The sequence below is a fragment of the Sodalis sp. (in: enterobacteria) genome (assembly GCF_047607725.1).
GTDB lineage: Bacteria > Pseudomonadota > Gammaproteobacteria > Enterobacterales > Enterobacteriaceae > JBLKSS01.
Genome location: NZ_JBLKSS010000068.1, coordinates 1 through 21,860, shown reverse-complemented (window position 1 = coordinate 21,860; position 21,860 = coordinate 1). Strand labels below are relative to the sequence as shown.

14 protein-coding genes, 2 tRNA genes and 6 pseudogenes are annotated in these 21,860 nt (G+C 58.2%); 18 read left to right on the top strand and 4 right to left on the bottom strand.

Annotated elements, in window-relative coordinates:
- The first annotated feature begins 10 nt into the window (after positions 1–10).
- From rlmE to ACMX3H_RS06490, 17 genes and pseudogenes are all read left to right on the top strand, one after another.
- Positions 11–640, top strand: coding sequence for a 23S rRNA (uridine(2552)-2'-O)-methyltransferase RlmE (rlmE, locus tag ACMX3H_RS06570; RefSeq protein ID WP_415210236.1), 630 nt, complete (start codon positions 11–13; stop codon positions 638–640).
- Between the two features lie 55 nt (positions 641–695).
- Positions 696–2,627 (top strand): ATP-dependent zinc metalloprotease FtsH, encoded by a 1,932-nt coding sequence (ftsH, locus tag ACMX3H_RS06565; RefSeq protein WP_415210247.1) that lies wholly within the window; start codon positions 696–698, stop codon positions 2,625–2,627.
- A gap of 142 nt (positions 2,628–2,769) precedes the next feature.
- Positions 2,770–3,615, top strand: a complete 846-nt coding sequence (gene folP, locus ACMX3H_RS06560) for a dihydropteroate synthase (RefSeq protein WP_415210235.1) — start codon at positions 2,770–2,772, stop codon at positions 3,613–3,615.
- Positions 3,612–4,949, top strand: a complete 1,338-nt coding sequence (glmM, locus tag ACMX3H_RS06555; protein WP_415210234.1) for a phosphoglucosamine mutase — start codon at positions 3,612–3,614, stop codon at positions 4,947–4,949. The genes folP and glmM overlap by 4 nt, the downstream gene beginning before the upstream one ends.
- Positions 4,950–5,291: 342 nt before the next feature.
- Positions 5,292–5,624 carry a preprotein translocase subunit SecG gene (secG, locus tag ACMX3H_RS06550; protein WP_415210233.1) on the top strand — a complete coding sequence of 111 codons (333 nt, stop codon included), beginning with the start codon at positions 5,292–5,294 and terminating at the stop codon, positions 5,622–5,624.
- Positions 5,625–5,681: 57 nt separating this feature from the next.
- Positions 5,682–5,768, top strand: a tRNA-Leu gene (locus tag ACMX3H_RS06545).
- Between the two features lie 59 nt (positions 5,769–5,827).
- A tRNA-Met gene (locus ACMX3H_RS06540) sits at positions 5,828–5,904 on the top strand.
- Positions 5,905–6,118: 214 nt separating this feature from the next.
- Entirely contained in the window at positions 6,119–6,571 is a 453-nt protein-coding gene (rimP, locus tag ACMX3H_RS06535) for a ribosome maturation factor RimP (protein ID WP_415210232.1), read from the top strand.
- A 21-nt stretch (positions 6,572–6,592) separates the two neighbouring features.
- Positions 6,593–8,080: a transcription termination factor NusA gene (nusA, locus tag ACMX3H_RS06530; RefSeq protein WP_415210231.1), complete on the top strand. Its 1,488-nt coding sequence runs from the start codon at positions 6,593–6,595 to the stop codon at positions 8,078–8,080.
- A gap of 25 nt (positions 8,081–8,105) precedes the next feature.
- The gene (infB, locus tag ACMX3H_RS06525; RefSeq protein ID WP_415210230.1) at positions 8,106–10,742 is read left to right on the top strand and encodes a translation initiation factor IF-2; all 2,637 of its coding nucleotides are present in this window, start codon (positions 8,106–8,108) and stop codon (positions 10,740–10,742) included.
- Positions 10,743–10,814: 72 nt separating this feature from the next.
- Positions 10,815–11,231, top strand: coding sequence for a 30S ribosome-binding factor RbfA (rbfA, locus tag ACMX3H_RS06520; protein WP_415210229.1), 417 nt, complete (start codon positions 10,815–10,817; stop codon positions 11,229–11,231).
- Positions 11,231–12,146, top strand: a pseudogene (gene truB, locus ACMX3H_RS06515) (tRNA pseudouridine(55) synthase TruB). The gene rbfA and the pseudogene truB overlap by 1 nt, the downstream one beginning before the upstream one ends.
- 122 nt (positions 12,147–12,268) lie before the next feature.
- Positions 12,269–12,538 (top strand): 30S ribosomal protein S15, encoded by a 270-nt coding sequence (gene rpsO, locus ACMX3H_RS06510; RefSeq protein WP_415210228.1) that lies wholly within the window; start codon positions 12,269–12,271, stop codon positions 12,536–12,538.
- A 261-nt stretch (positions 12,539–12,799) separates the two neighbouring features.
- On the top strand, positions 12,800–14,917 hold the full coding sequence (pnp, locus tag ACMX3H_RS06505) for a polyribonucleotide nucleotidyltransferase (protein ID WP_415210227.1): 2,118 nt from the start codon (positions 12,800–12,802) through the stop codon (positions 14,915–14,917).
- 132 nt (positions 14,918–15,049) lie between these two features.
- Positions 15,050–15,907: a lipoprotein NlpI gene (nlpI, locus tag ACMX3H_RS06500; RefSeq protein WP_415210226.1), complete on the top strand. Its 858-nt coding sequence runs from the start codon at positions 15,050–15,052 to the stop codon at positions 15,905–15,907.
- Between the two features lie 136 nt (positions 15,908–16,043).
- A complete protein-coding gene (yrbN, locus tag ACMX3H_RS06495) occupies positions 16,044–16,103 on the top strand; it encodes a protein YrbN (RefSeq protein ID WP_376744496.1) in 60 nt (19 codons plus the stop codon).
- 11 nt (positions 16,104–16,114) lie between these two features.
- Positions 16,115–17,560: pseudogene (locus ACMX3H_RS06490) on the top strand (DEAD/DEAH family ATP-dependent RNA helicase); the annotation flags it as partial.
- A gap of 371 nt (positions 17,561–17,931) precedes the next feature.
- Here the strand turns inward: ACMX3H_RS06490 and ACMX3H_RS06485 are convergent.
- The 3 pseudogenes from ACMX3H_RS06485 to ubiU all read right to left on the bottom strand — a co-directional run bounded on the left by ACMX3H_RS06485 (position 17,932) and on the right by ubiU (position 21,098).
- Positions 17,932–18,949 (bottom strand): annotated as a pseudogene (locus tag ACMX3H_RS06485) (luciferase-like monooxygenase).
- A 250-nt stretch (positions 18,950–19,199) separates the two neighbouring features.
- Positions 19,200–20,086 (bottom strand): annotated as a pseudogene (locus ACMX3H_RS06480) (U32 family peptidase).
- Positions 20,087–20,100: 14 nt separating this feature from the next.
- Positions 20,101–21,098, bottom strand: a pseudogene (gene ubiU / locus ACMX3H_RS06475) (ubiquinone anaerobic biosynthesis protein UbiU).
- Between the two features lie 289 nt (positions 21,099–21,387).
- Here ubiU and ubiT point away from each other — a divergent pair.
- Positions 21,388–21,720: pseudogene (gene ubiT / locus ACMX3H_RS06470) on the top strand (ubiquinone anaerobic biosynthesis accessory factor UbiT); the annotation flags it as partial.
- Between the two features lie 32 nt (positions 21,721–21,752).
- Here the strand turns inward: ubiT and ACMX3H_RS06465 are convergent.
- Positions 21,753–21,860: transposase domain-containing protein (locus ACMX3H_RS06465; protein WP_415209556.1), on the bottom strand; the 108-nt coding region annotated here is incomplete at its 5' end.

Below are 21,860 nucleotides of genomic sequence, written 5' to 3'. Positions count from 1 at the left end.
GGAAAATAAGATGGCGACCAAAAAGCGTTCTGCAAGCTCCAGCCGCTGGCTGCAGGAACACTTTAGCGATAAATATGTTCAGCAGGCACAAAAAAAGGGACTCCGTTCCCGTGCCTGGTTTAAACTTGATGAAATACAGCAGAGCGACAAGCTATTTCGCCAGGGGATGACCGTGGTGGATCTGGGTGCGGCGCCCGGCGGCTGGTCGCAATACGTCGCCACGCAAATCGGCGGCAAAGGGCGTATCATCGCCTGTGATATCCTGCCGATGGATCCGATGGTGGGCGTCGACTTTCTGCGGGGGGATTTTCGTGACCCCCTGGTGCTGCAGGCCCTGCTTGAACGCGTAGGCGAGCAGAAGGTGCAGGTGGTGCTGTCCGACATGGCGCCCAATATGAGCGGTACCCCGGCGGTCGATATTCCCAAATCAATGTATCTCGTGGAGCGGGCGCTTGATATGTGCCGGGATGTGCTGGCACCGGGTGGGTGTTTCCTGGTTAAAGTCTTTCAGGGAGAAGGTTTCGATGAGTACCTGCGGGAAATACGCTCTCTGTTTACGAAGGTAAAAATCCGTAAGCCAGACGCTTCCCGGGCCCGCTCCCGCGAAGTGTACATTGTGGCGACAGGGCGCAAAATATAGTACCCTACGCTAATTGTTAACACCGTTGTAATATGAGGTTAATCCCTTGAGTGACATGGCGAAGAACCTGATTCTCTGGCTAGTTATCGCAGTCGTGCTGATGTCGGTATTCCAGAGCTTCGGGCCCAGCGAGTCCAATGGGCGTAAAGTGGATTACTCCACCTTTATGTCCGAATTGAATCAGGATCAGGTTAGGGAAGCGCGTATTAACGGTCGTGAAATCACCGTTACTAAAAAAGACAGTAACCGCTACACCACCTATATCCCGGTCAACGATCCCAAGCTGCTCGATATTCTTTTGACCAAAAACGTCAGAGTCGTGGGTGAGCCGCCGGAAGAACCCAGCCTGCTGGCGTCCATCTTTATCTCCTGGTTCCCGATGCTATTGCTGATTGGGGTCTGGATCTTCTTTATGCGTCAAATGCAGGGCGGCGGCGGTAAAGGCGCCATGTCGTTCGGCAAGAGCAAGGCACGGATGCTGACGGAAGACCAGATTAAAACGACCTTCGCCGATGTTGCCGGTTGCGATGAAGCGAAGGAAGAGGTCAGCGAGCTGGTGGATTATCTGCGCGAGCCGAGCCGTTTCCAAAAGCTCGGCGGCAAGATCCCGAAAGGCGTGCTGATGGTGGGGCCGCCAGGGACCGGTAAAACGCTGCTGGCCAAAGCCATTGCGGGGGAAGCCAAGGTCCCGTTCTTCACCATTTCCGGTTCCGACTTCGTGGAAATGTTTGTCGGCGTGGGCGCCTCCCGTGTGCGCGATATGTTCGAGCAGGCGAAAAAAGCGGCACCCTGCATCATCTTTATCGATGAGATTGACGCCGTCGGGCGTCAGCGGGGCGCGGGTCTTGGCGGCGGTCATGACGAGCGCGAGCAGACCCTGAACCAGATGTTGGTGGAGATGGACGGCTTTGAAGGTAATGAAGGTATTATCGTCATCGCCGCAACCAACCGCCCCGACGTGCTGGACCCTGCGCTGTTGCGCCCGGGCCGTTTCGACCGCCAGGTGGTGGTAGGCCTGCCCGATGTCCGCGGTCGCGAACAGATTCTGAAAGTCCACATGCGCCGCGTCCCGCTGGCGCCCGATATGGATGTGTCGGTTATTGCGCGCGGCACGCCCGGCTTCTCGGGCGCCGATTTGGCCAACCTGGTGAACGAAGCGGCGCTGTTCGCCGCCCGCGGCAGCAAGCGCGTGGTGTCGATGGTAGAATTTGAGAAGGCCAAGGACAAAATCATGATGGGCGCCGAGCGCCGTTCCATGGTGATGACCGAAGCGCAGAAAGAGTCCACCGCTTACCACGAAGCCGGCCATGCGATCATCGGCCGCCTGGTGCCGGAGCACGATCCGGTGCATAAAGTTACGATTATCCCACGCGGCCGCGCCTTGGGGGTGACCTTCTTCCTGCCGGAAGGGGATGCTATCAGCGCCAGCCGCCAGAAGCTTGAAAGCCAAATCTCCACCCTGTACGGCGGCCGGCTGGCCGAGGAGATCATTTACGGTCCGGCGAAAGTGTCTACCGGGGCGTCCAACGATATCAAAGTGGCGACCTCGATTGCCCGCAATATGGTGACCCAGTGGGGCTTCTCAGAGAAGCTGGGCCCGCTGCTGTATGCAGAGGAAGAGGGTGAAGTGTTCCTCGGCCGCTCGGTGGCCAAAGCGAAGCATATGTCCGATGAAACGGCGCGCATCATCGATCAGGAAGTGAAGTCGCTGATTGAGCGAAATTATGTCCGCGCCCGCACGCTGCTGATGGAAAATATGGATATCCTGCATGCCATGAAGGATGCGCTGATGAAATATGAAACCATCGATGCGCCGCAGATAGACGATTTGATGGGCCACAAGGCGGTCCGCCCACCCGCAGGCTGGGACGATACCGTCTCCGGCAATAGCGACGACGACGGTACGCCGCGCGCGCCGATCCCGGTGGATGAACCACGCACGCCGAATCCCGGCAATACCATGTCGGAGCAGTTCGGTAACCGCTAATGGTCCCCTCTCGCACCGGCGGCAAAGCCCCGGCGCGGTACTACCGACAGCCCCGCGTTATACGACACGCCGGGGTTTTTTTTGTGCGGGAGATGCTAAGATAGCGGCCTTACAGTTTGCACAGCATAAGGAAACCGTCGTTATGCAACTTATAGCTCGAGAGCGCACCCTTAGCCTTTCTGTTCCGCGCATCATGGGGATCCTCAACTTAACCCCGGACTCATTCTCCGACGGCGGCAAATACCAGCATCTGGCCGCCGCTATCGACCACGCCGCGGCGATGCTGGACGCCGGCGCGGCCATTATCGATATCGGTGGCGAATCCACCCGCCCGGGGGCGGAGACGGTCAGCGCAGAAGAGGAAGCGGCACGGGTGGTGCCGGTGGTGGTGGCGCTAGCGCAGCGCTTCGACACCTTTATTTCGGTGGATACCTCCAAGGCGCTGGTCATGCGCGAAAGCGCGGCGGCCGGCACCCATTTGATCAACGATGTCCGCTCGCTCAGCGAACCGGGTGCCCTGGCCGCGGCCGCCGCAAGCCAACTGCCCGTCTGTCTGATGCATATGCAGGGCGATCCGAGCACCATGCAGCAGGCGCCGTACTATGAGAATGTGCTGGCGGAGGTGGAAGCGTATTTTGTGCGGCAAATTGAGCGCTGTGAAGCGGCCGGCATCGCCAAAAACCGTCTACTGCTCGATCCGGGCTTCGGCTTCGGCAAGACGTTGGAGCATAATTATCAACTGCTGGCCCGGCTGGGAGATTTTCATCATCTCGGCCTGCCGCTGCTGGTGGGGATGTCGCGCAAATCGATGATAGGTCAACTATTGGACCTTCCGCCAGAGAAGCGGGTTACGGGCAGCGTTGCCTGCGCGGTCATCGCCGCGCTGCAGGGGGCGCAGATTATCCGGGTCCATGACGTCAGGCAAACCGTGGAAGCAATGCGCGTGGTGGAAGCCACGCTTTCAGCGAAGGAAACCTATTTTCAATGAGTAATCATAAATATTTTGGCACCGATGGCATCCGCGGCAAGGTCGGTGATTCCCCCATTACGCCTGATTTTGTCCTTAAGCTGGGGTGGGCCGCCGGTAAGGTGCTGGCGCGCCACGGCTCGCGTAAAATCATCATCGGCAAAGATACCCGTATCTCCGGCTATATGCTGGAGTCGGCGCTGGAAGCGGGGCTGGCAGCGGCCGGCCTGTCCGCCGCCTTTACCGGTCCCATGCCGACGCCGGCTATCGCCTATTTGACCCGCACCTTTCGCGCCGAGGCGGGTATTGTCATTTCCGCCTCCCATAATCCGTTCTACGATAACGGAATTAAGTTTTTTTCCATCGACGGCACGAAACTGCCCGACGAGGTGGAAGAGGCTATCGAGGCGGAACTGGCCAAGCCGTTAACCTGCGTCGAATCGGCGGAGCTGGGTAAAGCCAGCCGGATCGTCGATGCGGCCGGGCGCTATATCGAGTTTTGCAAAGGGACTTTCCCGGGTGATCTGAGTCTCAAGGGATTGAAAATAGTCGTTGATTGCGCCAACGGCGCGACCTACCATATCGCCCCCAGCGTACTGCGCGAGCTCGGCGCGACGGTGGTGACCCTCGGCTGCCAGCCGGACGGTATGAACATCAACCAGGAATGCGGCGCCACCGATGTGCGTCTGTTGCAAAGCCGGGTGCTGGCGGAAAAAGCCGATCTGGGTATCGCCTATGACGGCGACGGCGATCGGGTGATCATGGTGGATCATCTGGGGCAGAAAGTGGATGGCGATCAAATCTTGTATGTCATCGCGCGGGAAAAATTGCGTCAGGGCCAGTTATCCGGCGGCGTGGTCGGCACGCTGATGAGCAATATGGGCCTGGAGCTGGCGCTTAAGCAATTGGGGGTGCCGTTCGTGCGCGCCCGCGTGGGCGACCGCTATGTACTGGAAAAAATGCAGGAAAAGGGCTGGCGTATTGGCGCGGAGAACTCCGGCCATGTCATCTTGCTGGACAAGACCACCACCGGCGACGGCATTATCGCCGGGCTGCAAGTGTTGTCGGCGATGGTCGGCAATCACATGAATTTACATGACCTGTGCAGCGGCATGCGCCTGTTGCCACAGATTCTGGTCAATGTGCGCTTTGCCGGACTTCATGATCCGCTGGAATCGGCGGCGGTAAAACAGGCCCGCGCCGAGGTGGAGCAGCAGTTGGCCGGGCGCGGGCGGGTGTTGTTGCGCAAGTCGGGTACCGAGCCCCTGATCCGCGTCATGGTGGAAGGGGATGATACCGAGCAGGTCAGCCGGCTGGCGCACCAGATCGCGGATGCAGTGAAAGCCGCGGGCTGAGGCGTAAGATTTTTTAGCGCTGATGCGATGAACGCCGCCGTCCGGGACATACGTGCTGACGCAGCGCTGACGGCCGGCGCAGGGCGGCGGTCTTCGCCGGCATAAGCAGGGCGTCAGCGCCCGCGGCGGCTTTGGCAGGCACCGTCGATCGGCGCCGACGTCTAAGCGGCGAACGCCATTGGCGCTTTTTTCCGCAAACGGTCAGCCAGCCGTAAAATGCCCTTGCACGCAAGGGGCGCTTTGGTTAGTATTCACACCGGCTTCAGTCGGCGACGCCAAGTGCCGTATTGGGGGCTGCAATAGCTTAACGTGCGGTGGTAGCCGCAAGGATACTGAAAGATTATGTACCAAGCTCTGTTAGTCATATTCCTGTTGGTAGCGGTCGGCCTGGTTGCGCTGATCATGCTGCAACAAGGTAAAGGTGCTGATATGGGAGCCTCGTTCGGTGCAGGCGCCTCTGGCACCCTGTTCGGTTCAAGCGGTTCCGGTAACTTCATTACCCGTATGACGGCCGTGCTGGCGACGCTATTCTTCGTTCTCAGCCTGGTGCTGGGCAACCTGAGCAGCAATCATGGTCAAAAAGGCAGCCAGTGGGATAATTTGAATCAGGCTCAGCAGGCGGATAAGGCACCAGCCGAAGCGCCGGCGAAACCAGGTAACGATATTCCGCAGTAAGCGTTAAGCGTTGCCCGGCAAGGCAACGAAACAGCAGCGTAAGAGCCGATAGAAAGTGCCGAGGTGGTGGAATTGGTAGACACGCTACCTTGAGGTGGTAGTCCCCGATTGGGCTTACGGGTTCAAGTCCCGTCCTCGGTACCAATCCCAGAGATAACTTGCTTTCTCAGGGTTATCAGCGTAGTATTTTCAGCGTTTTCGGACGCGGGGTGGAGCAGCCTGGTAGCTCGTCGGGCTCATAACCCGAAGGTCGTCGGTTCAAATCCGGCCCCCGCAACCACATTCCCTTAGAGTGCTTTTTCAAATATACTGTCTGTAGGCGTTAGGTTTACCATCACAGGCGTTTTGAGAAATGATTCTTCTGGAATGGTTTCAAAACCGCCTGCCGTTTATAGGGTCCAGTCACTTAACGCCCCGAATTTTCGGGGTTTTTTGTTATTTCACTACAGTAATACCGGGCTAATAAGCCCTTTTTTTATGTCTTGGGGGTGGCCTTGTCCACATTAGAACAAAAATTGACAGAGATGATCACGGCACCCGTGGAAGCCCTGGGGTTCGAGCTGGTGGGTATTGAATTTATTCCTGGCCGTCAGTCGACGCTGCGCATTTATATCGATAGTGACGAGGGTATCACCGTTGATGATTGTGCTGATGTAAGCCACCAGGTCAGCGCGGTACTGGACGTCGAAGACCCTATCTCCGTGGCCTATAACCTTGAAGTCTCATCACCGGGCCTGGATCGCCCGCTGTTTACCGCCACGCATTATCGCCAATTTACCGGTAGCGACGTCAGCGTGGTGCTCCGTATCGCGGTGCAAAATCGCCGTAAATGGCAGGGGATTATCAAAGCGGTTGACGGTGACATGATCACCGTGACGGTGGAAGGAAAAGATGAAGTGTTCGCTTTGAACAATATCCAGAAAGCGAACCTGGTACCCCACTTTTAACGTTTTACTGAGGCAACTAGGATGAATAAAGAAATTCTGGCTGTTGTTGAGGCAGTGTCCAACGAGAAAGCCGTCCCGCGGGAAAAGATTTTCGAGGCGCTAGAGACGGCACTGGCCACGGCAACGAAGAAAAAATACGAACAGGAAATCGAAGTCCGCGTCAGCATCGACCGCAAGTCGGGGGATTTCGATACCTTCCGCCGTTGGCTCATCGTGGACGAAGTGACCCAGCCCACCCGGGAAATCACCCTGGACGCGGCGCAGTTTGACGACCCTGAAGCGCCGCTTGGCGGCTACATCGAAGATGAAATTGAATCGGTGGTGTTTGACCGTATTACCACCCAGACCGCCAAGCAAGTCATCGTCCAAAAAGTGCGTGAAGCCGAGCGGGCGATGGTGGTCGATCAGTTCCGCAGTCATGAAGGTGCGATAGTCACCGGCGTGGTGAAAAAAGTTAACCGGGACAGCATCAGTCTGGATTTGGGCAGCAATGCCGAAGCGGTGATCGGCCGCGAAGACATGCTGCCGCGTGAAAACTTCCGCCCCGGCGACCGTATTCGTGGCGTGTTATATTCTGTACGTCCGGAAGCGCGCGGCGCGCAGCTGTTTGTCAGCCGGTCGCGGCCGGAGATGCTGGTAGAGCTGTTCCGCATTGAAGTGCCGGAAATCGGTGAAGAAGTGATTGAAATCAAGGCCGCCGCCCGCGATCCGGGCTCACGGGCGAAAATCGCCGTGAAGACCAACGACAAGCGTATTGATCCGGTCGGCGCCTGCGTCGGCATGCGCGGCGCGCGCGTCCAGGCGGTGTCCAGCGAATTGGGCGGTGAACGCATCGATATCGTGCTGTGGGATGACAACCCGGCCCAGTTCGTTATTAACGCCATGGCCCCTGCCGATGTCGCCTCCATCGTGGTGGACGAGGACAAGCACACCATGGATATCGCGGTAGAAGCGGGCAATCTTGCCCAGGCTATCGGCCGCAACGGACAAAACGTCCGGCTTGCTTCCCAGCTTAGCGGCTGGGAGCTGAACGTAATGACGGTAGAGGATCTGCAGGCAAAACATCAAGCTGAAGCCCATGCGGCCATCGATATCTTTACCCGCAATCTGGATATCGATGAAGAGTTCGCTACGGTACTGGTGGAGGAAGGTTTCTCATCTCTTCAGGAGCTGGCCTACGTACCGATAAACGAACTGCTGGAAATTGAAGGGCTCGATGAAGAAACGGTGGAAGCGCTGCGCGAACGGGCGAAGAATGCGCTGACCACGCTTGCCCTGGCGCAGGAAGAGAATCGCGGCGCGGGCGTACCGGCTGAAGACCTGCTGGGTCTGCCTGAACTTGAGCGCGACATGGCGTTCAAGCTGGTGGCGCGTGGTGTTTGTACGCTGGAAGATCTTGCCGAACAGGGTGTCGACGACCTGTCAGATATTGAAGGGCTGAGTAGTGAAAAAGCCGGCGAGCTGATTATGGCCGCGCGCAATATTTGCTGGTTTGGCGACAACGCGTAATAAACTGTAGCAGGAAAGGAACAGCATGACAGATGTAACCGTAAAATCGCTCGCCGCAGAAATACAGACTCCGGTCGATCGCCTGGTACAGCAATTTGCTGATGCGGGCATTGATAAAACCGCACTGAATTCTGTGACCCAGCAGGAAAAAGAAACCTTACTGGCGCACCTGAACCGCGATCGCGGCGCGGCGCCCAATAAATTAACTTTGCAGCGCAAAACGCGCAGCACCTTGAATATTCCCAGCACCGGCGGTAAAAGTAAGTCGGTGCAAATCGAAGTGCGCAAGAAGCGCACCTATGTGCAACGCGATCCGCCGGCGCAAGAGCAGGCTGAAGCGGAAGAACAGGTCCGGCGTGAAGCGGAAGAGTTGGCTCAGCAGCAGGCCCAGCGTGAAGCCGCCGAAAAAGCGAAACGTGTGGCAGCGGAAAGTGATAAATTGACTAACCAGCAGACCAATACTATGACCAAGTCACCACAGGCGGCTGAAAAAGCTCGCCGTGAAGCCGAAGCCGCGGAGCTAAGACGCAAAGCGGAAGAGGAAACGCGTCGCAAGGTCGAAGAAAAGGCTCGCCAGGTCGCGGAAGAAGCGCGTCGTATGGCCGAAGAACGTGGCGGCACCTGGGATAACGCGCCTGAGCCGGCGGAGGAAGATACCACCGATTACCACGTCACTACCTCCCATCACGCCCGAGAAGCTGAAGACGAAAACGATCGCAAAGTGGAAGGCGATCGCCGCAGCCGCACCCGCGGCGGTAAAGCCACCAAGCAGAAGAAGACCAGCCGTTTGTCCGAATCCAAGGCCGATCGCGAAGAAGCGCGTGCCGTGGGCCGTGGCGGCAAGAGCAAGCGTAAACCGAGTACCTTGATGCAGGGCTTTAACAAGCCGGCACAGGCGGTGAACCGCGATGTGATCATCGGCGAAACCATCACCGTGGCGGAATTGGCCAACAAGATGGCGGTGAAAGGCTCTCAGGTCATTAAAGCGATGATGAAGCTGGGCGCCATGGCGACCATCAACCAGGTGATCGATCAGGAAACCGCGCAACTGGTGGCGGAAGAAATGGGCCACAAGGTGATTTTGCGCCGTGAGAACGAGCTGGAAGAGTCGGTGATGTCCGACCGCGACACCGGCAGCTCCGCCGCCGCGGAATCCCGCGCGCCGGTAGTGACCATCATGGGCCACGTCGACCACGGTAAAACCTCGCTCCTGGACTATATCCGCTCCACCAAGGTGGCGGCAGGCGAGGCCGGGGGCATTACCCAGCATATCGGCGCCTATCATGTGGAAACCGATAACGGCATGATAACCTTCCTCGATACCCCGGGGCATGCGGCCTTTACCGCAATGCGCGCCCGCGGTGCGCAGGCGACGGATATCGTGGTGCTGGTGGTGGCTGCCGATGACGGCGTGATGCCGCAGACTATCGAAGCTATCCAGCACGCCAAAGCGGCAAAAGTACCGGTGGTGGTGGCGGTTAACAAGATCGATAAGCCGGAAGCGGATCCGGATCGGGTCAAGAATGAGCTGACCCAATACGGCGTCATTCCGGAAGAGTGGGGCGGTGAAAGCCAGTTCGTGCATGTTTCCGCCAAATCCGGCGAGGGTATTGACGAACTGCTGGACGCCATCTTGCTGCAGGCCGAAGTGCTGGAGCTGAAAGCGATCCGCAACGGCATGGCCAGCGGTGTCGTCATCGAATCCTTCCTGGACAAGGGCCGTGGCCCGGTCGCGACCGTGCTGGTACGTGAAGGTACCCTGAATCGGGGCGACATTGTCCTGTGCGGTTTCGAGTACGGCCGCGTGCGCGCCATGCGCGATGAAGTGGGCCGTGATGTGGCTTCCGCCGGCCCGTCGATACCGGTCGAGATCCTCGGTCTGTCCCGGGTGCCGGCCGCCGGTGATGAAGCGACGGTGGTGCGCGACGAGAAGAAAGCGCGTGAAGTGGCGCTGTATCGTCAAGGCAAGTTCCGCGAAGTCAAACTGGCGCGCCAGCAGAAGTCCAAACTGGAAAACATGTTCGCCAACATGACCGAAGGTGAAGTGTCCGAGCTGAACATCGTGCTGAAGTCTGACGTACAGGGTTCCGCCGAAGCCATCAGCGACGCGCTGGAGAATTTGTTCACCGACGAGGTGAAGGTGAAGATTGTCGGCTCCGGCGTGGGCGGCATTACCGAGACCGACGCGACGCTGGCGGCGGCTTCCAACGCCATCCTGCTGGGCTTTAACGTGCGTGCCGATGCATCCGCTCGCCGCGTCATCGAAGCGGAGAACCTGGATCTGCGCTATTACTCGGTTATCTACGATTTGATTGATGAAGTCAAACAGGCGATGAGCGGCATGCTGGCGCCGGAATACAAACAGGAAATCATTGGTCTGGCGGAAGTGCGCGATGTGTTCCGTTCACCGAAATTCGGCGCTATCGCCGGCTGTATGGTGACGGAAGGCGTGGTGAAGCGTCACAACAAAATCCGTGTGCTGCGTGAAAACGTGGTGATCTACGAAGGTGAACTGGAGTCGCTGCGCCGCTTTAAAGATGACGTCAACGAAGTGCGTAACGGCATGGAGTGCGGCATCGGCGTGAAGAACTACAACGACGTGCGCTCAGGCGACGTGATCGAAGTCTTTGAAACCATCGAGATCCAACGTACCATTGCCTGATAACGCGTTATCGGCAGCGCATATCACAGGGGGGCGGAAAGCCCCCCCCCCTGCTTGTCTGGAGAATTTACCATGGCCAAAGAATATAGCCGCACCCAGCGTGTCGTGCAGGAGATGCAAAAGGAAATCGCCATCATCTTGCAGCGCGAAATCAAAGATCCTCGCGTCGGCATGGCGACGGTGTCCGGCGTTGAAATCTCGCGCGATCTGGCTTATGCCAAGGTGTTCGTCACTTTTTTGAATGACAATACCCCCGAACAGGTGAAAACCGGCGTCCGGGCGCTACAGGATGCGGCGGGTTTTATTCGTAGCCTACTGGGCAAAGCCATGCGCCTGCGCGTAGTGCCTGCGCTGACGTTCGCCTACGATAATTCGCTGGTGGAAGGCATGCGCATGTCTAACCTGGTCAGCCAGGTGGTGCAAAACGACCGCCTGCGCCGCGGCACAAGCCCGGCGGACGATGAAGGCAGCGAGGATAAGGAAGACTGATGGGCCGTCCAAGTCGCCGTGGCTGTGATATCGACGGTATCGTCTTGCTGGATAAACCGCTCGGGCTTTCGTCCAACGATCTGTTGCAAAAGGTGAAACGGCTGTTTCGCGCCAACAAAGCCGGGCATAGCGGCGCGCTGGATCCGCTGGCGACCGGCATGCTGCCCGTCTGCCTCGGCGAGGCGACCAAGTTTTCCCAGCATTTGCTGGAGGCCAATAAACACTACCGGGTGACCGCCCGGCTCGGCGAACGCACCGATACCTCCGATGCCGAGGGCCAGACGGTCAGTGTCCGGCCGGTATCGCTGGACCAGGCGCGGCTGGAGGCGGCGCTGGACCACTTCCGGGGCGAAAGCAGCCAGGTGCCGTCGATGTTTTCGGCGCTAAAGCATCAGGGGCGTCCGCTGTACGAGTACGCGCGCAAAGGTATCACGGTAGAGCGCGAGGCGCGCCCTATCCCACGTATACGATTTGCAGTTACACCACTGGGATCTGACAGAGGTGGAATTGGAAATTCATTGTTCCAAAGGAACCTATATTCGTACCATTATCGACGATTTGGGTGAACGTCTCGGCTGCGGCGCGCACGTCACGGCACTGCGTCGGCTGGCGGTCGCCCGCTACCCCACCGAGCGTATGGTAACGCTTGCGGCGCTGCAGGCCATCGCCGCCGACGCGCCGGAGGCGCCGAAAACCCTGGCGCAGCTGTTGCCGATGGACAGCGCGGTGGCGGATATGCCGGCGGTTAATCTGTCGTCTGATATCGCCGCGCGGGTACGGCTCGGGCAAACGGTAGCGGTTACAGCGCAGCCGCAGGCCGGTCTGGTACGCCTGACCGAGGGGGACGCCGGGTGCTTTTTCGGCATCGGCGAAATCGCCGCACCAGGCCGGCTGATTGCGGAACCGCGTGCCTGATCATGTAATCGCCTTGCGATCGGCACGGGCTGAGAGTAGAATAGCGCGGCTTACTGAAAGCGGGTGGCTGAATTAGAGATCGGCGCCCATCTATTATTTCACAATCATTTTGGAGTGTTATAATGTCTCTAAGTGTTGAAGCGAAAGCGAAAATTGTTTCTGATTTCGGCCATGATGCCAAAGACAGTGGTTCCACTGAAGTTCAGGTTGCTCTTTTAACCGCTCAGATTAGCCATCTGCAGGGCCATTTTGCGGAACACAAAAAAGATCACCACAGCCGCCGTGGTCTGCTGCGTATGGTTTCACAGCGTCGTAAGCTGCTCGACTACCTGAAGGGCAAAGATGTGGCGCGTTACACCAGTCTTATCGAACGCCTGGCTCTGCGTCGCTAAGCCAGACAGTTTCAGGAGAAAGGGGCCTTATGTGGCCCCTTTCTTCTAGGCAGCGCTCACCCCGGGGCGGGAAATACTTCCGCCCGCGCCGCGGTGGACGCTAAGTAGATTCTTCCATTGCTGAGGTTCGCGCGGCTAATGAGAGGCTTTATTCCGCGGGATAAAGATTGTCATTAGTCGCGAGGATGCGATGAGAAGGTTGTTCGTCAACGGTGGGCGGCCGGTTTGAGAGCGTCGCGCACTTTGAAAAAGGAAATTATTTTGCTAAATCCGATTGTTCGCAAGTTTCAATACGGTCAACATACCGTCACGCTGGAAACCGGTATGATGGCCCGTCAGGCGACTGCCGCAGTCATGGTAAGCATGGACGACACGGCGGTGTTTGTGACCGTTGTGGGCGCCAAACAAGCAAAACCGGGACAGAGCTTCTTCCCGCTCACCGTCAACTATCAAGAGCGGACCTATGCCGCGGGCCGTTTCCCAGGCGGATTCTTCCGACGTGAAGGCCGTCCGAGCGAAGGCGAAACGCTGATTTCGCGTCTGATCGACCGTCCGATCCGTCCGCTGTTCCCGGAAGGTTTCCTGAACGAAGTGCAGGTTATCGCCACCGTGGTATCGGTTAATCCGCAGGTGAGCCCCGATATCGTGGCGATGATTGGCGCTTCCGCCGCGCTGAGCCTGTCCGGTATTCCGTTCAGCGGCCCTATCGGCGCCGCGCGCGTGGGCTACATCAACGACCAGTACGTGCTGAACCCGACCCAGGCTGAACTGGCTGATAGCCGCCTGGATCTGGTGGTGGCCGGTACCCAGAATGCGGTGCTGATGGTGGAATCTGAAGCGCAGCTGTTAAGCGAAGATCAAATGCTGGGCGCCGTGGTGTACGGCCACGATCAGCAGCAGGTGGTGATCGACAACATCAATCAGCTGGTGGCTGAAGCCGGCAAGCCGAAATGGCAATGGCAGGCGCAGGACGTTAACGTCGCTCTTCAGGCGCGGGTCGCCGAGCTGGCGGAATCCCGTCTGGGCGACGCCTATCGCATCACCGAAAAGCAAGAGCGCTATGCCGCGGTGGACGCTATCAAGGCCGATGTCGTGGAAGCGCTGACGGGCCAGGACGAAACCCTGGACGAAGGCGAAATCAAAGACATCCTGGGCACGCTGGAGAAAAATGTGGTGAGCAGCCGCGTATTGCGCGGTGAGCCGCGTATCGACGGCCGTGAAAAAGATATGATTCGCGGCCTGGACGTGCGCACCGGCGTACTGCCGCGTACCCATGGGTCGGCACTGTTCACCCGCGGCGAAACCCAGGCGTTGGTCACCGCTACCCTTGGCACCGAACGCGATGCGCAGAATATTGATGAATTGACGGGTGAACGGACAGACCATTTCCTGCTACACTATAATTTCCCTCCGTACTGCGTCGGTGAAACCGGCATGGTGGGGTCGCCGAAGCGCCGGGAAATCGGCCACGGCCGTCTGGCGAAGCGCGGTGTTCTGGCGGTGATGCCGAACGCCAGCGAATTCCCCTACACCGTGCGCGTGGTATCGGAAATCACCGAATCCAACGGCTCCTCCTCCATGGCTTCCGTGTGCGGCGCGTCGCTGGCGCTGATGGACGCCGGGGTGCCCATCAAGGCGGCCGTTGCCGGTATCGCCATGGGTCTGGTGAAAGAAGGCGACAACTTTGTGGTGTTATCCGATATTCTGGGTGATGAAGATCATCTGGGCGATATGGATTTCAAAGTTGCAGGCAGCCGTGAAGGCGTCACCGCGCTGCAGATGGACATTAAAATTGAAGGCATCACCCGCGAAATCATGCAGGTGGCGCTGAATCAGGCCAAGGGCGCGCGCATGCACATCCTCGGCGTGATGGAGCGGGCAATCAGCTCACCGCGTGGCGATATTTCCGAATTCGCGCCGCGCATTCATACGATTAAAATCAGTCCCGATAAGATCAAGGACGTGATTGGTAAAGGCGGCTCGGTTATTCGCGCGCTGACCGAAGAAACCGGCACGACGATCGAAATCGAAGATGACGGTACCGTGAAAGTGGCGGCCACCGACGGCGATAAAGCCCGTCACGCGATTCGCCGCATTGAAGAGATCACCGCGGAAATCGAAGTGGGCCGTATCTATAATGGTAAAGTGACCCGCATCGTGGACTTCGGTGCCTTTGTTGCCATCGGCGGCGGCAAAGAAGGGCTGGTGCATATCTCCCAGATTGCCGATAAGCGTGTAGAGAAAGTGGCTGATTATCTGGAACTGGGCCAGGAAGTGCCGGTCAAGGTTCTGGAAGTTGACCGTCAGGGTCGTGTTCGTCTGAGCATCAAGGAAGCCAGTGCCCCCAGCCAGGACGCCGTGGTGCCTGAAGCAGAATAGCCTTAAACTGTTAGCGCATTTAACAGCTCCTTACCCCGGTGGGGAGCTGTTCGTATCACAAGGGCGGGATGCCTTGTATTAAGCCGATGGGGGACAGGACGTTCATCCAATGTTTTTCTTCGGGAGTGGGAAATGAGGCCTTACTTGCGCTGGTGGTTCGTTGCAATGGCGTTAATGCTGGCAGGATGCAGCAACAGTGATTGGCGTAGTAAAGATAGCGTTCTGGCCGTACCTTTGCAGCCCAAGCTACAACAAGAAGTCATTCTGGCGCGTATGGAACAGATACTGGCGAGCCGAGCCCTTACCGATGATGAACGAGCACAGCTATTATATGAGCGCGGAGTGCTGTATGATAGTCTTGGGCTGAGAGCGCTGGCGAGCAATGATTTTTCACAGGCGCTAGCAATCCGACCCGATATGCCGGAAGTTTTTAATTATCTCGGCATATACTTAACGCAGGCGGGCAATTACGATGCCGCCTATGAAACGTTTGATTCTGTACTAGAGCTTGATCCAACTTACAACTACGCGTATTTAAACCGTGGCATCGCCCTGTATTACGGAGGCCGCTACCGTTTAGCGCAGGATGATCTGCAGGCGTTTTATCGCGACGACCCAAACGATCCCTTCCGCTCGCTGTGGCTTTTCCTGGTCGAGAAAAAAATCGACGGTGGGAAAGCGCATAACGCGCTGCAAAGCCGTTATGTGAGGGCGAATAAAGGGCAATGGGGATGGAATATTGTCGAGTTCTACCTGGGGGACATTAGCGAATCGACGCTGATGGCGAGCCTCAAGGCGGACGCAACGGATAACACTTCGCTCGCCGAGCATCTCAGTGAAACTGACTTCTATTTAGGTAAACACTACCTGAGTCTGGGGGACAAGAACGCCGCTTCGGCGCTGTTCAAACTGACGGTTGCTAACAACGTGCATAACTTTGTTGAGCACCGCTATGCATTGTTGGAATTGGCGCTTTTAGGCCAAGGGTAAGACGACCTATCAGAATCGGACCAGCAATAGCTGACGAACAAAACATACGTAGCCCGCATTACTCTTTTTTTCACCTGCGTGGGTGAGAGCTTGTTTTTTTCGTTTTAAATCCAATTTGAGCCGGTTCACACTTTTGATGAAAATGAATGAAAGTTTTCACGACGAGGTATGTAGACTGGCCGCCATTAAGAAATGAGGCACGTGTACATGTCTGAAGTAGAAACCTCTTTTGTCGATCTGGGACTGAAAGCTCCTATCCTTAACGCACTGACCGATCTCGGTTATGAAAAGCCGTCACCCATCCAGGCCGCCTGTATTCCGCATCTGTTGGCCGGTCGTGACGTACTGGGCATGGCGCAGACCGGCAGCGGTAAAACCGCGGCCTTCTCTTTGCCTCTGCTGCACAATATCAATCCCGAACTGGCCGCGCCGCAGGTGCTGGTGCTGGCGCCGACCCGCGAACTGGCGGTACAGGTCGGGGAAGCCTGCGCCGATTTCGCCAAGCATATGAAAGGCGTCAACGTGGTCGCCCTGTACGGCGGACAGCGTTATGACGTGCAGTTACGCGTGCTGCGCCAGGGGCCGCAGATTGTGGTCGGCACCCCGGGCCGCCTGCTGGACCATTTGAAGCGCGGCACGCTGGATCTGTCCAATTTGAGCGGGCTGGTACTGGACGAAGCTGATGAGATGCTGCGCATGGGCTTTATCGAAGACGTGGAAAACATCCTGGCGCAGGTGCCCGCACAGCACCAAACCGCGCTGTTCTCCGCCACCATGCCGGAAGCGATTCGTCGTATTACCCGCCGTTTCATGAACGAGCCGCAGGAAGTGCGTATTCAATCCAGCGTGACCACCCGTCCCGATATCAGCCAGAGCTACTGGACCGTTCACGGCATGCGCAAGAATGAAGCGCTGGTGCGTTTCCTGGAAGCGGAAGATTTCGACGCCGCCATTATCTTCGTGCGTACCAAAAACGCCACGCTGGAAGTGGCCGAAGCGCTGGAGCTCAGCGGTTACAACAGCGCTGCCCTGAACGGCGACATGAACCAGGCGCTGCGCGAGCAGACGCTTGATCGCTTGAAGGATGGCCGCCTGGATATTCTGATCGCAACCGACGTCGCCGCCCGCGGCCTGGACGTTGATCGCATTAGCCTGGTCGTGAACTACGATATTCCGATGGATTCCGAATCCTACGTACACCGTATCGGCCGTACCGGTCGTGCCGGCCGCGCAGGTCGGGCGCTGCTGTTCGTGGAAAACCGCGAGCGCCGTCTGTTACGCAATATCGAACGCATCATGAAACTGACCATCCCCGAAGTGGAACTGCCGACCGCCGAGGTGCTGAGCACCCGCCGCCTGGCCAAGTTTGCCGCCCAGGTGCAAAACCAGCTGGAAAGTAGCGATCTGGATATGTACCGCGCCCTGCTGGCTAAACTGCAGCCGGCGGAAGAGCTGGAAATGGAAACGCTGGCCGCGGCGTTGTTGAAAATGGCCCAAGGCGAACGCCCGTTGATCCTGCCGCCGGATCCGGTGATTGAACGCCGTCCGCGCCGTGAATTCCGCGAGCGCGACGAGCGCCGGGATGGCGGCGAGCGCCCGCCGCGCCGTGAACGCCGTGATGGCGGCCGTCGCAGCTTCGGCGATCGCCGCGATGGCGCTGCCGGTAGCGAACGTCGGTTCAACCGTGACGGCCAGCGCGCGCCGTGACAGTGACGCCGCACCGGCCGGCCGCCGCAGTTTCGGTGGCGATGCATAATCGCCGAGGTTGTCGCCAGGTATGACGAACGAACGCCGCCTACGGGCGGCGTTTCGCGTTGGGTGGTGAAGGTCGGTGACCAGGCCCCGCCACTCGATGGGGAACAGGCGGGAGGTCGCCCCCCGTTGACCCGATAGACCTACGGGCGCAGCTGTGTTCATGCCGTGCCGCTGATAATCAAAAACCCGCCTGTCGGCGGGTTTTTTTATGGTGTTCCGCGCCGGGGGCGCCAATGGGCATTGACTCAGCCGACGGTCCTCAGCGGGGCTCACTCCTGCACGTGTTCTCGCGCCGCCATGGCAATTTCAAATGAGCGCAGACGCGTCTGATGATCAAAAATCTGGCCGTTGATCATCAGTTCGTCGGCGCCGGTCTCTTTTATCAGGGCCTTCAGTCCGCTCTTGACCTGCGCGGCATCACCAACAACCGACAGCCGCAAAGCTTGATCAACACCGTATTGCTCACCCGGCGACCACAGCGCCTCGATATCTTCCACCGGCGGCGGCAACGGGCCCGGCCGGCCGCGGCGCAAATTGATAAATTGCTGCTGCATCGAGGTGAACAGGAAGCAGGAAGCAGGAAGCGGGCGTCGCGTTCACTGTCGGCGGCGATCACGTTGATACAGACCATGGCGTAAGGCTGTGCCAGGGTGGGCGACGGCGTGAAATGCTCGCGATACAGACTCAGCGCCTGCCACAACATGTCCGGCGCGAAATGGGAGGCGAAAGCGAAGGCCAGGCCCATTGCCGCCGCCAGTTGTGCGCTGTAGAGGCTTGAGCCGAGCAGCCAAATCGGCACATGTAATCCTTGACCGGGGACCACCTGCACCGGCTGGCCCGGTTTGACGTCGTCGAAGTAGCCTAACAGCTCTTGTACATCGCGAGGGAAGTTATCTACGTCATTGGCAAGATGCCGGCGCAGCGCCAGCATGGTGCTCTGATCGGTACCTGGTGCGCGGCCTAGCCCCAAATCCACCCTGCCGGGGTAGAGGGTTGCCAGCGGGCCGAACTGCTCGGCAATCACCAGCGGTGAGTGGTTCGGCAGTATGACGCCGCCGGAGCCGACGCGCAGGGTGGTGGTACCGTTGGCGATATGCCCCAGCAGCACCGAGGTGGCGGCGCTGGCGATGCCGGTCATATTATGATGTTCCGCCATCCAGTAGCGGTGGTAACCCCATTGCTCGGCGTGGCGCGCCAAATCCAGGGAGGCATGGAACGCGTCGCGCCCTGTGGCACCGGAGCGAGATCCAGTACGGAAAAGGGAATCGGTGTCTGTTTAGTCAGCATGGGCATACTCACAGGTTGTCTGTGCCGCAACTTTGTCGGCTAATGATAACTATGAGTATTAACTAAAAATACGGGCAGCGATAGCCCATTATTTATTATGGTTATTAAGCCGGCGATGGCTTGAAGGGTGGCGAGGCGCCAAGGGTGTTACTCTTAGCGTGCCGGTGGCCCGTCGTGGCGCCGGCGTGAAGGGTCACATCACTCGTGCTGGTGCGTCGCGTCGCCGGCGTGTTTGCCCGCATCAAGGGCTTTATTCCACCAGCGCCAGGCCGGGAATGCGTCGCCAGTAACCGTTGCATTCTTTCTGCCCGCTCAGCACCGCGCCATGATGCCCCTGCTGGTTGGCGCGAAACGCCGCCACCTGCCCAGGCGTGGACAAGTCCTGAGGCGAGAAGAGTACCACATCCACCAGCCCTGCCATGGAAACCTGTTCATTAATCAGGTTATAGCAGTAGCCACTCTGGGTTTGGATGCCGTTCAGCACGAAGACCTGTTGCTGCTCCTGCGTCATCACCGGCCGTCCCTGGAGGTAATGGATACAGCAGGTTTCGCACTCATCCTTCGACCGGTTCTCCGAACGGGCGGTGAAACAGCGCGCAGACCAGGCGAGCGGCAGATGGCCATAGCTGAAAACTTCCACCTCAAAACGGCCGCGGATCCCCAGTTCTTCGCACTGTACCAGCGTGTTGCTCAGCCATTCGCGCGACAGCTCGACGGGCATACACCAACGCACCATCCCTTGCTTGAGCAAAATGCGCAGCGTATAAGCGTTATCGCAATTCAGGGCTGGGCCGGCGACGAAGGGCAGCCGCTGCTCCGCCGCCAGCTGCACCGTGCCGAGATCATTGGCCTCGAGTAAAAACTCGCCGTTATCCAAGTAGCGTTTCAGCTCAGTGAGTTCGGAGGGCACCTGGATCAGCGCCAGCGTGGAAATAATGATCTGTTTGCCGCTCGGCAGCAGACGCTTGGCCATTGCCAGCCAGTCGCCGGTTTTCATTAATCGGCGCTTGCTGCAAACGGTTTCACCTAATCACCTAAATAGATAATATCGGCCTGGCTTTCCGCCGCCTGCTGGTAGAAGGTCTCCAGCGTTTGTTTAGGCCAATAGTACAGTACCGGCCCGAGAGAATAGCGCATGTCTGACTCTCCTGTTACTGCCAGCGGCGGTGGTAAGCGCCGAGGGTGGTCTGAACGCCTTCCGACATTGCCGCCAGCGTCTGATTCCAGGCATCCTCCGGCTGGTAGGCGTCGGGATTGGCGCGGCAGCGATCGATGGCCTGCCGCCACACGCGGGTGACCTGGCTGACATAGGCGGGGCTGCGCTGGCGTCCTTCGATTTTCACCGAGGCAATATTGGCGGTGAATAGCGCCGGCAGCAGCGACAGCGTATTCAAACTGGTGGGCTCTTCCAACGCGTGATAGCGCTGCCCGTCCACCAGATAGCGGCCCTTGCACAGGGTGGGGTAACCGGCATTTTCATCGGGTTGATAGCGGTCAATCAGCACATCGTTGAGCCGTGCCTCCATCCCGGCGGCGGTTTGCTGCTAGCGGACAAAACGCGCCGGTGAGCAGGCGCCGACCGTGTTGGGTGATTCACCGGTTAAATAGGACGAGAGATAGCAGCGTCCTTCGGCCATGATACAAAGGTTGCCGAAGGCAAACACTTCCAGCGGCACCGGGCTTACTTGCGTGAGCTGTTTCACCTGATGGATCGACAGCACGCGTGGCAGGACCACCCGCGCGACGTCGAACTGTTGCTGATAAAAGCGGATAGCCGCCTGATTGGTGGCGGAGGCCTGCACCGAAACATGGCGCTCTATGGCGGGATAGCGCTCGGCGGCATAGGCCAGCATCTCGCCAGGTCTGCCAGAATCAGCGCGTCGGCGCCGCTCTGCGCCGCCATGTCTATCGCGTGCTGCCAGCGTGCATAACCGTCGGGATGGGCAAAGGTATTGATAGCGATATGCAGCTTGCGCCTGTGACGGTGCACATAGCGCTCCGCCTCCTGTAAGCGCTGATCGGTAAAATTGAGGCCGGCGAAATGACAGGCGTTGGTATCGTCCTTCAGGCCGATATACACCGCGTCGGCGCCATTATCAATCGCCGCCTTGAGTGCCGGTAGATTACCGGCTGGGCAGAGCAGTTCCATAAAGCTCCCAAGAAGTGGCCACCCGTTGCCGAAGCCGGCAAGGGCAAGAAATAATTCCAGGCCAACAGGCTGAATTAACAGCATTTGCCACGCGGGCCTGTCGGCAATTGTAAATAAGGGTGGGGGAAGGGATTTTGATTTGGGGCAGTTTATGGCGTAATGGCAGGGGAAAACCGCCGCCGGCGGTGGTAAATCGCGACGTTTTTGTGCGAAACATTGATATAGGCCCCTGCGTGCGCCGGCCGCTGTGGCAAAATGGGCAATAACTTTTTTTGAAGGAGTGAAAACAGTGTGGGAGAAACTACGAGCACAGCTGGTGCGCCGGGGGCCGTCGCTGTTGCGCTTGCCGATTAAACTGACCCCATTTGCCGTACGGCGCCAGGTCCTGGAACAGGTATTGCACTGGCAGTTTCGTTCAGCGCTGGAAGAAGGCGAATTGGACTTTCTGGATGGCCGCTGGTTGCAAATCAATGTCGACGACCTAGGGCTGAGCTGGGCGATGACGCTGTGCGACGGGCAGTTGCGGGTGAGGCAGCATCCCACGCCGGACGTCATTTTTACCAGTAACGCGAATGACTTGCTGATGATAGCCGCTCGGCGCGGAGATCCGGACACGCTGTTTTTGTAAGCGTACGCCCAGCGCCGTATTGACAGTTATTCAGCAGGGATGGTGAGGTTCCACGGCAGGAGCTCTTTGATTTTGTTGATGGGATGATCCGCGATAATCGCCAGCACATGGCGCAGATACGCTTCCGGCTCCAC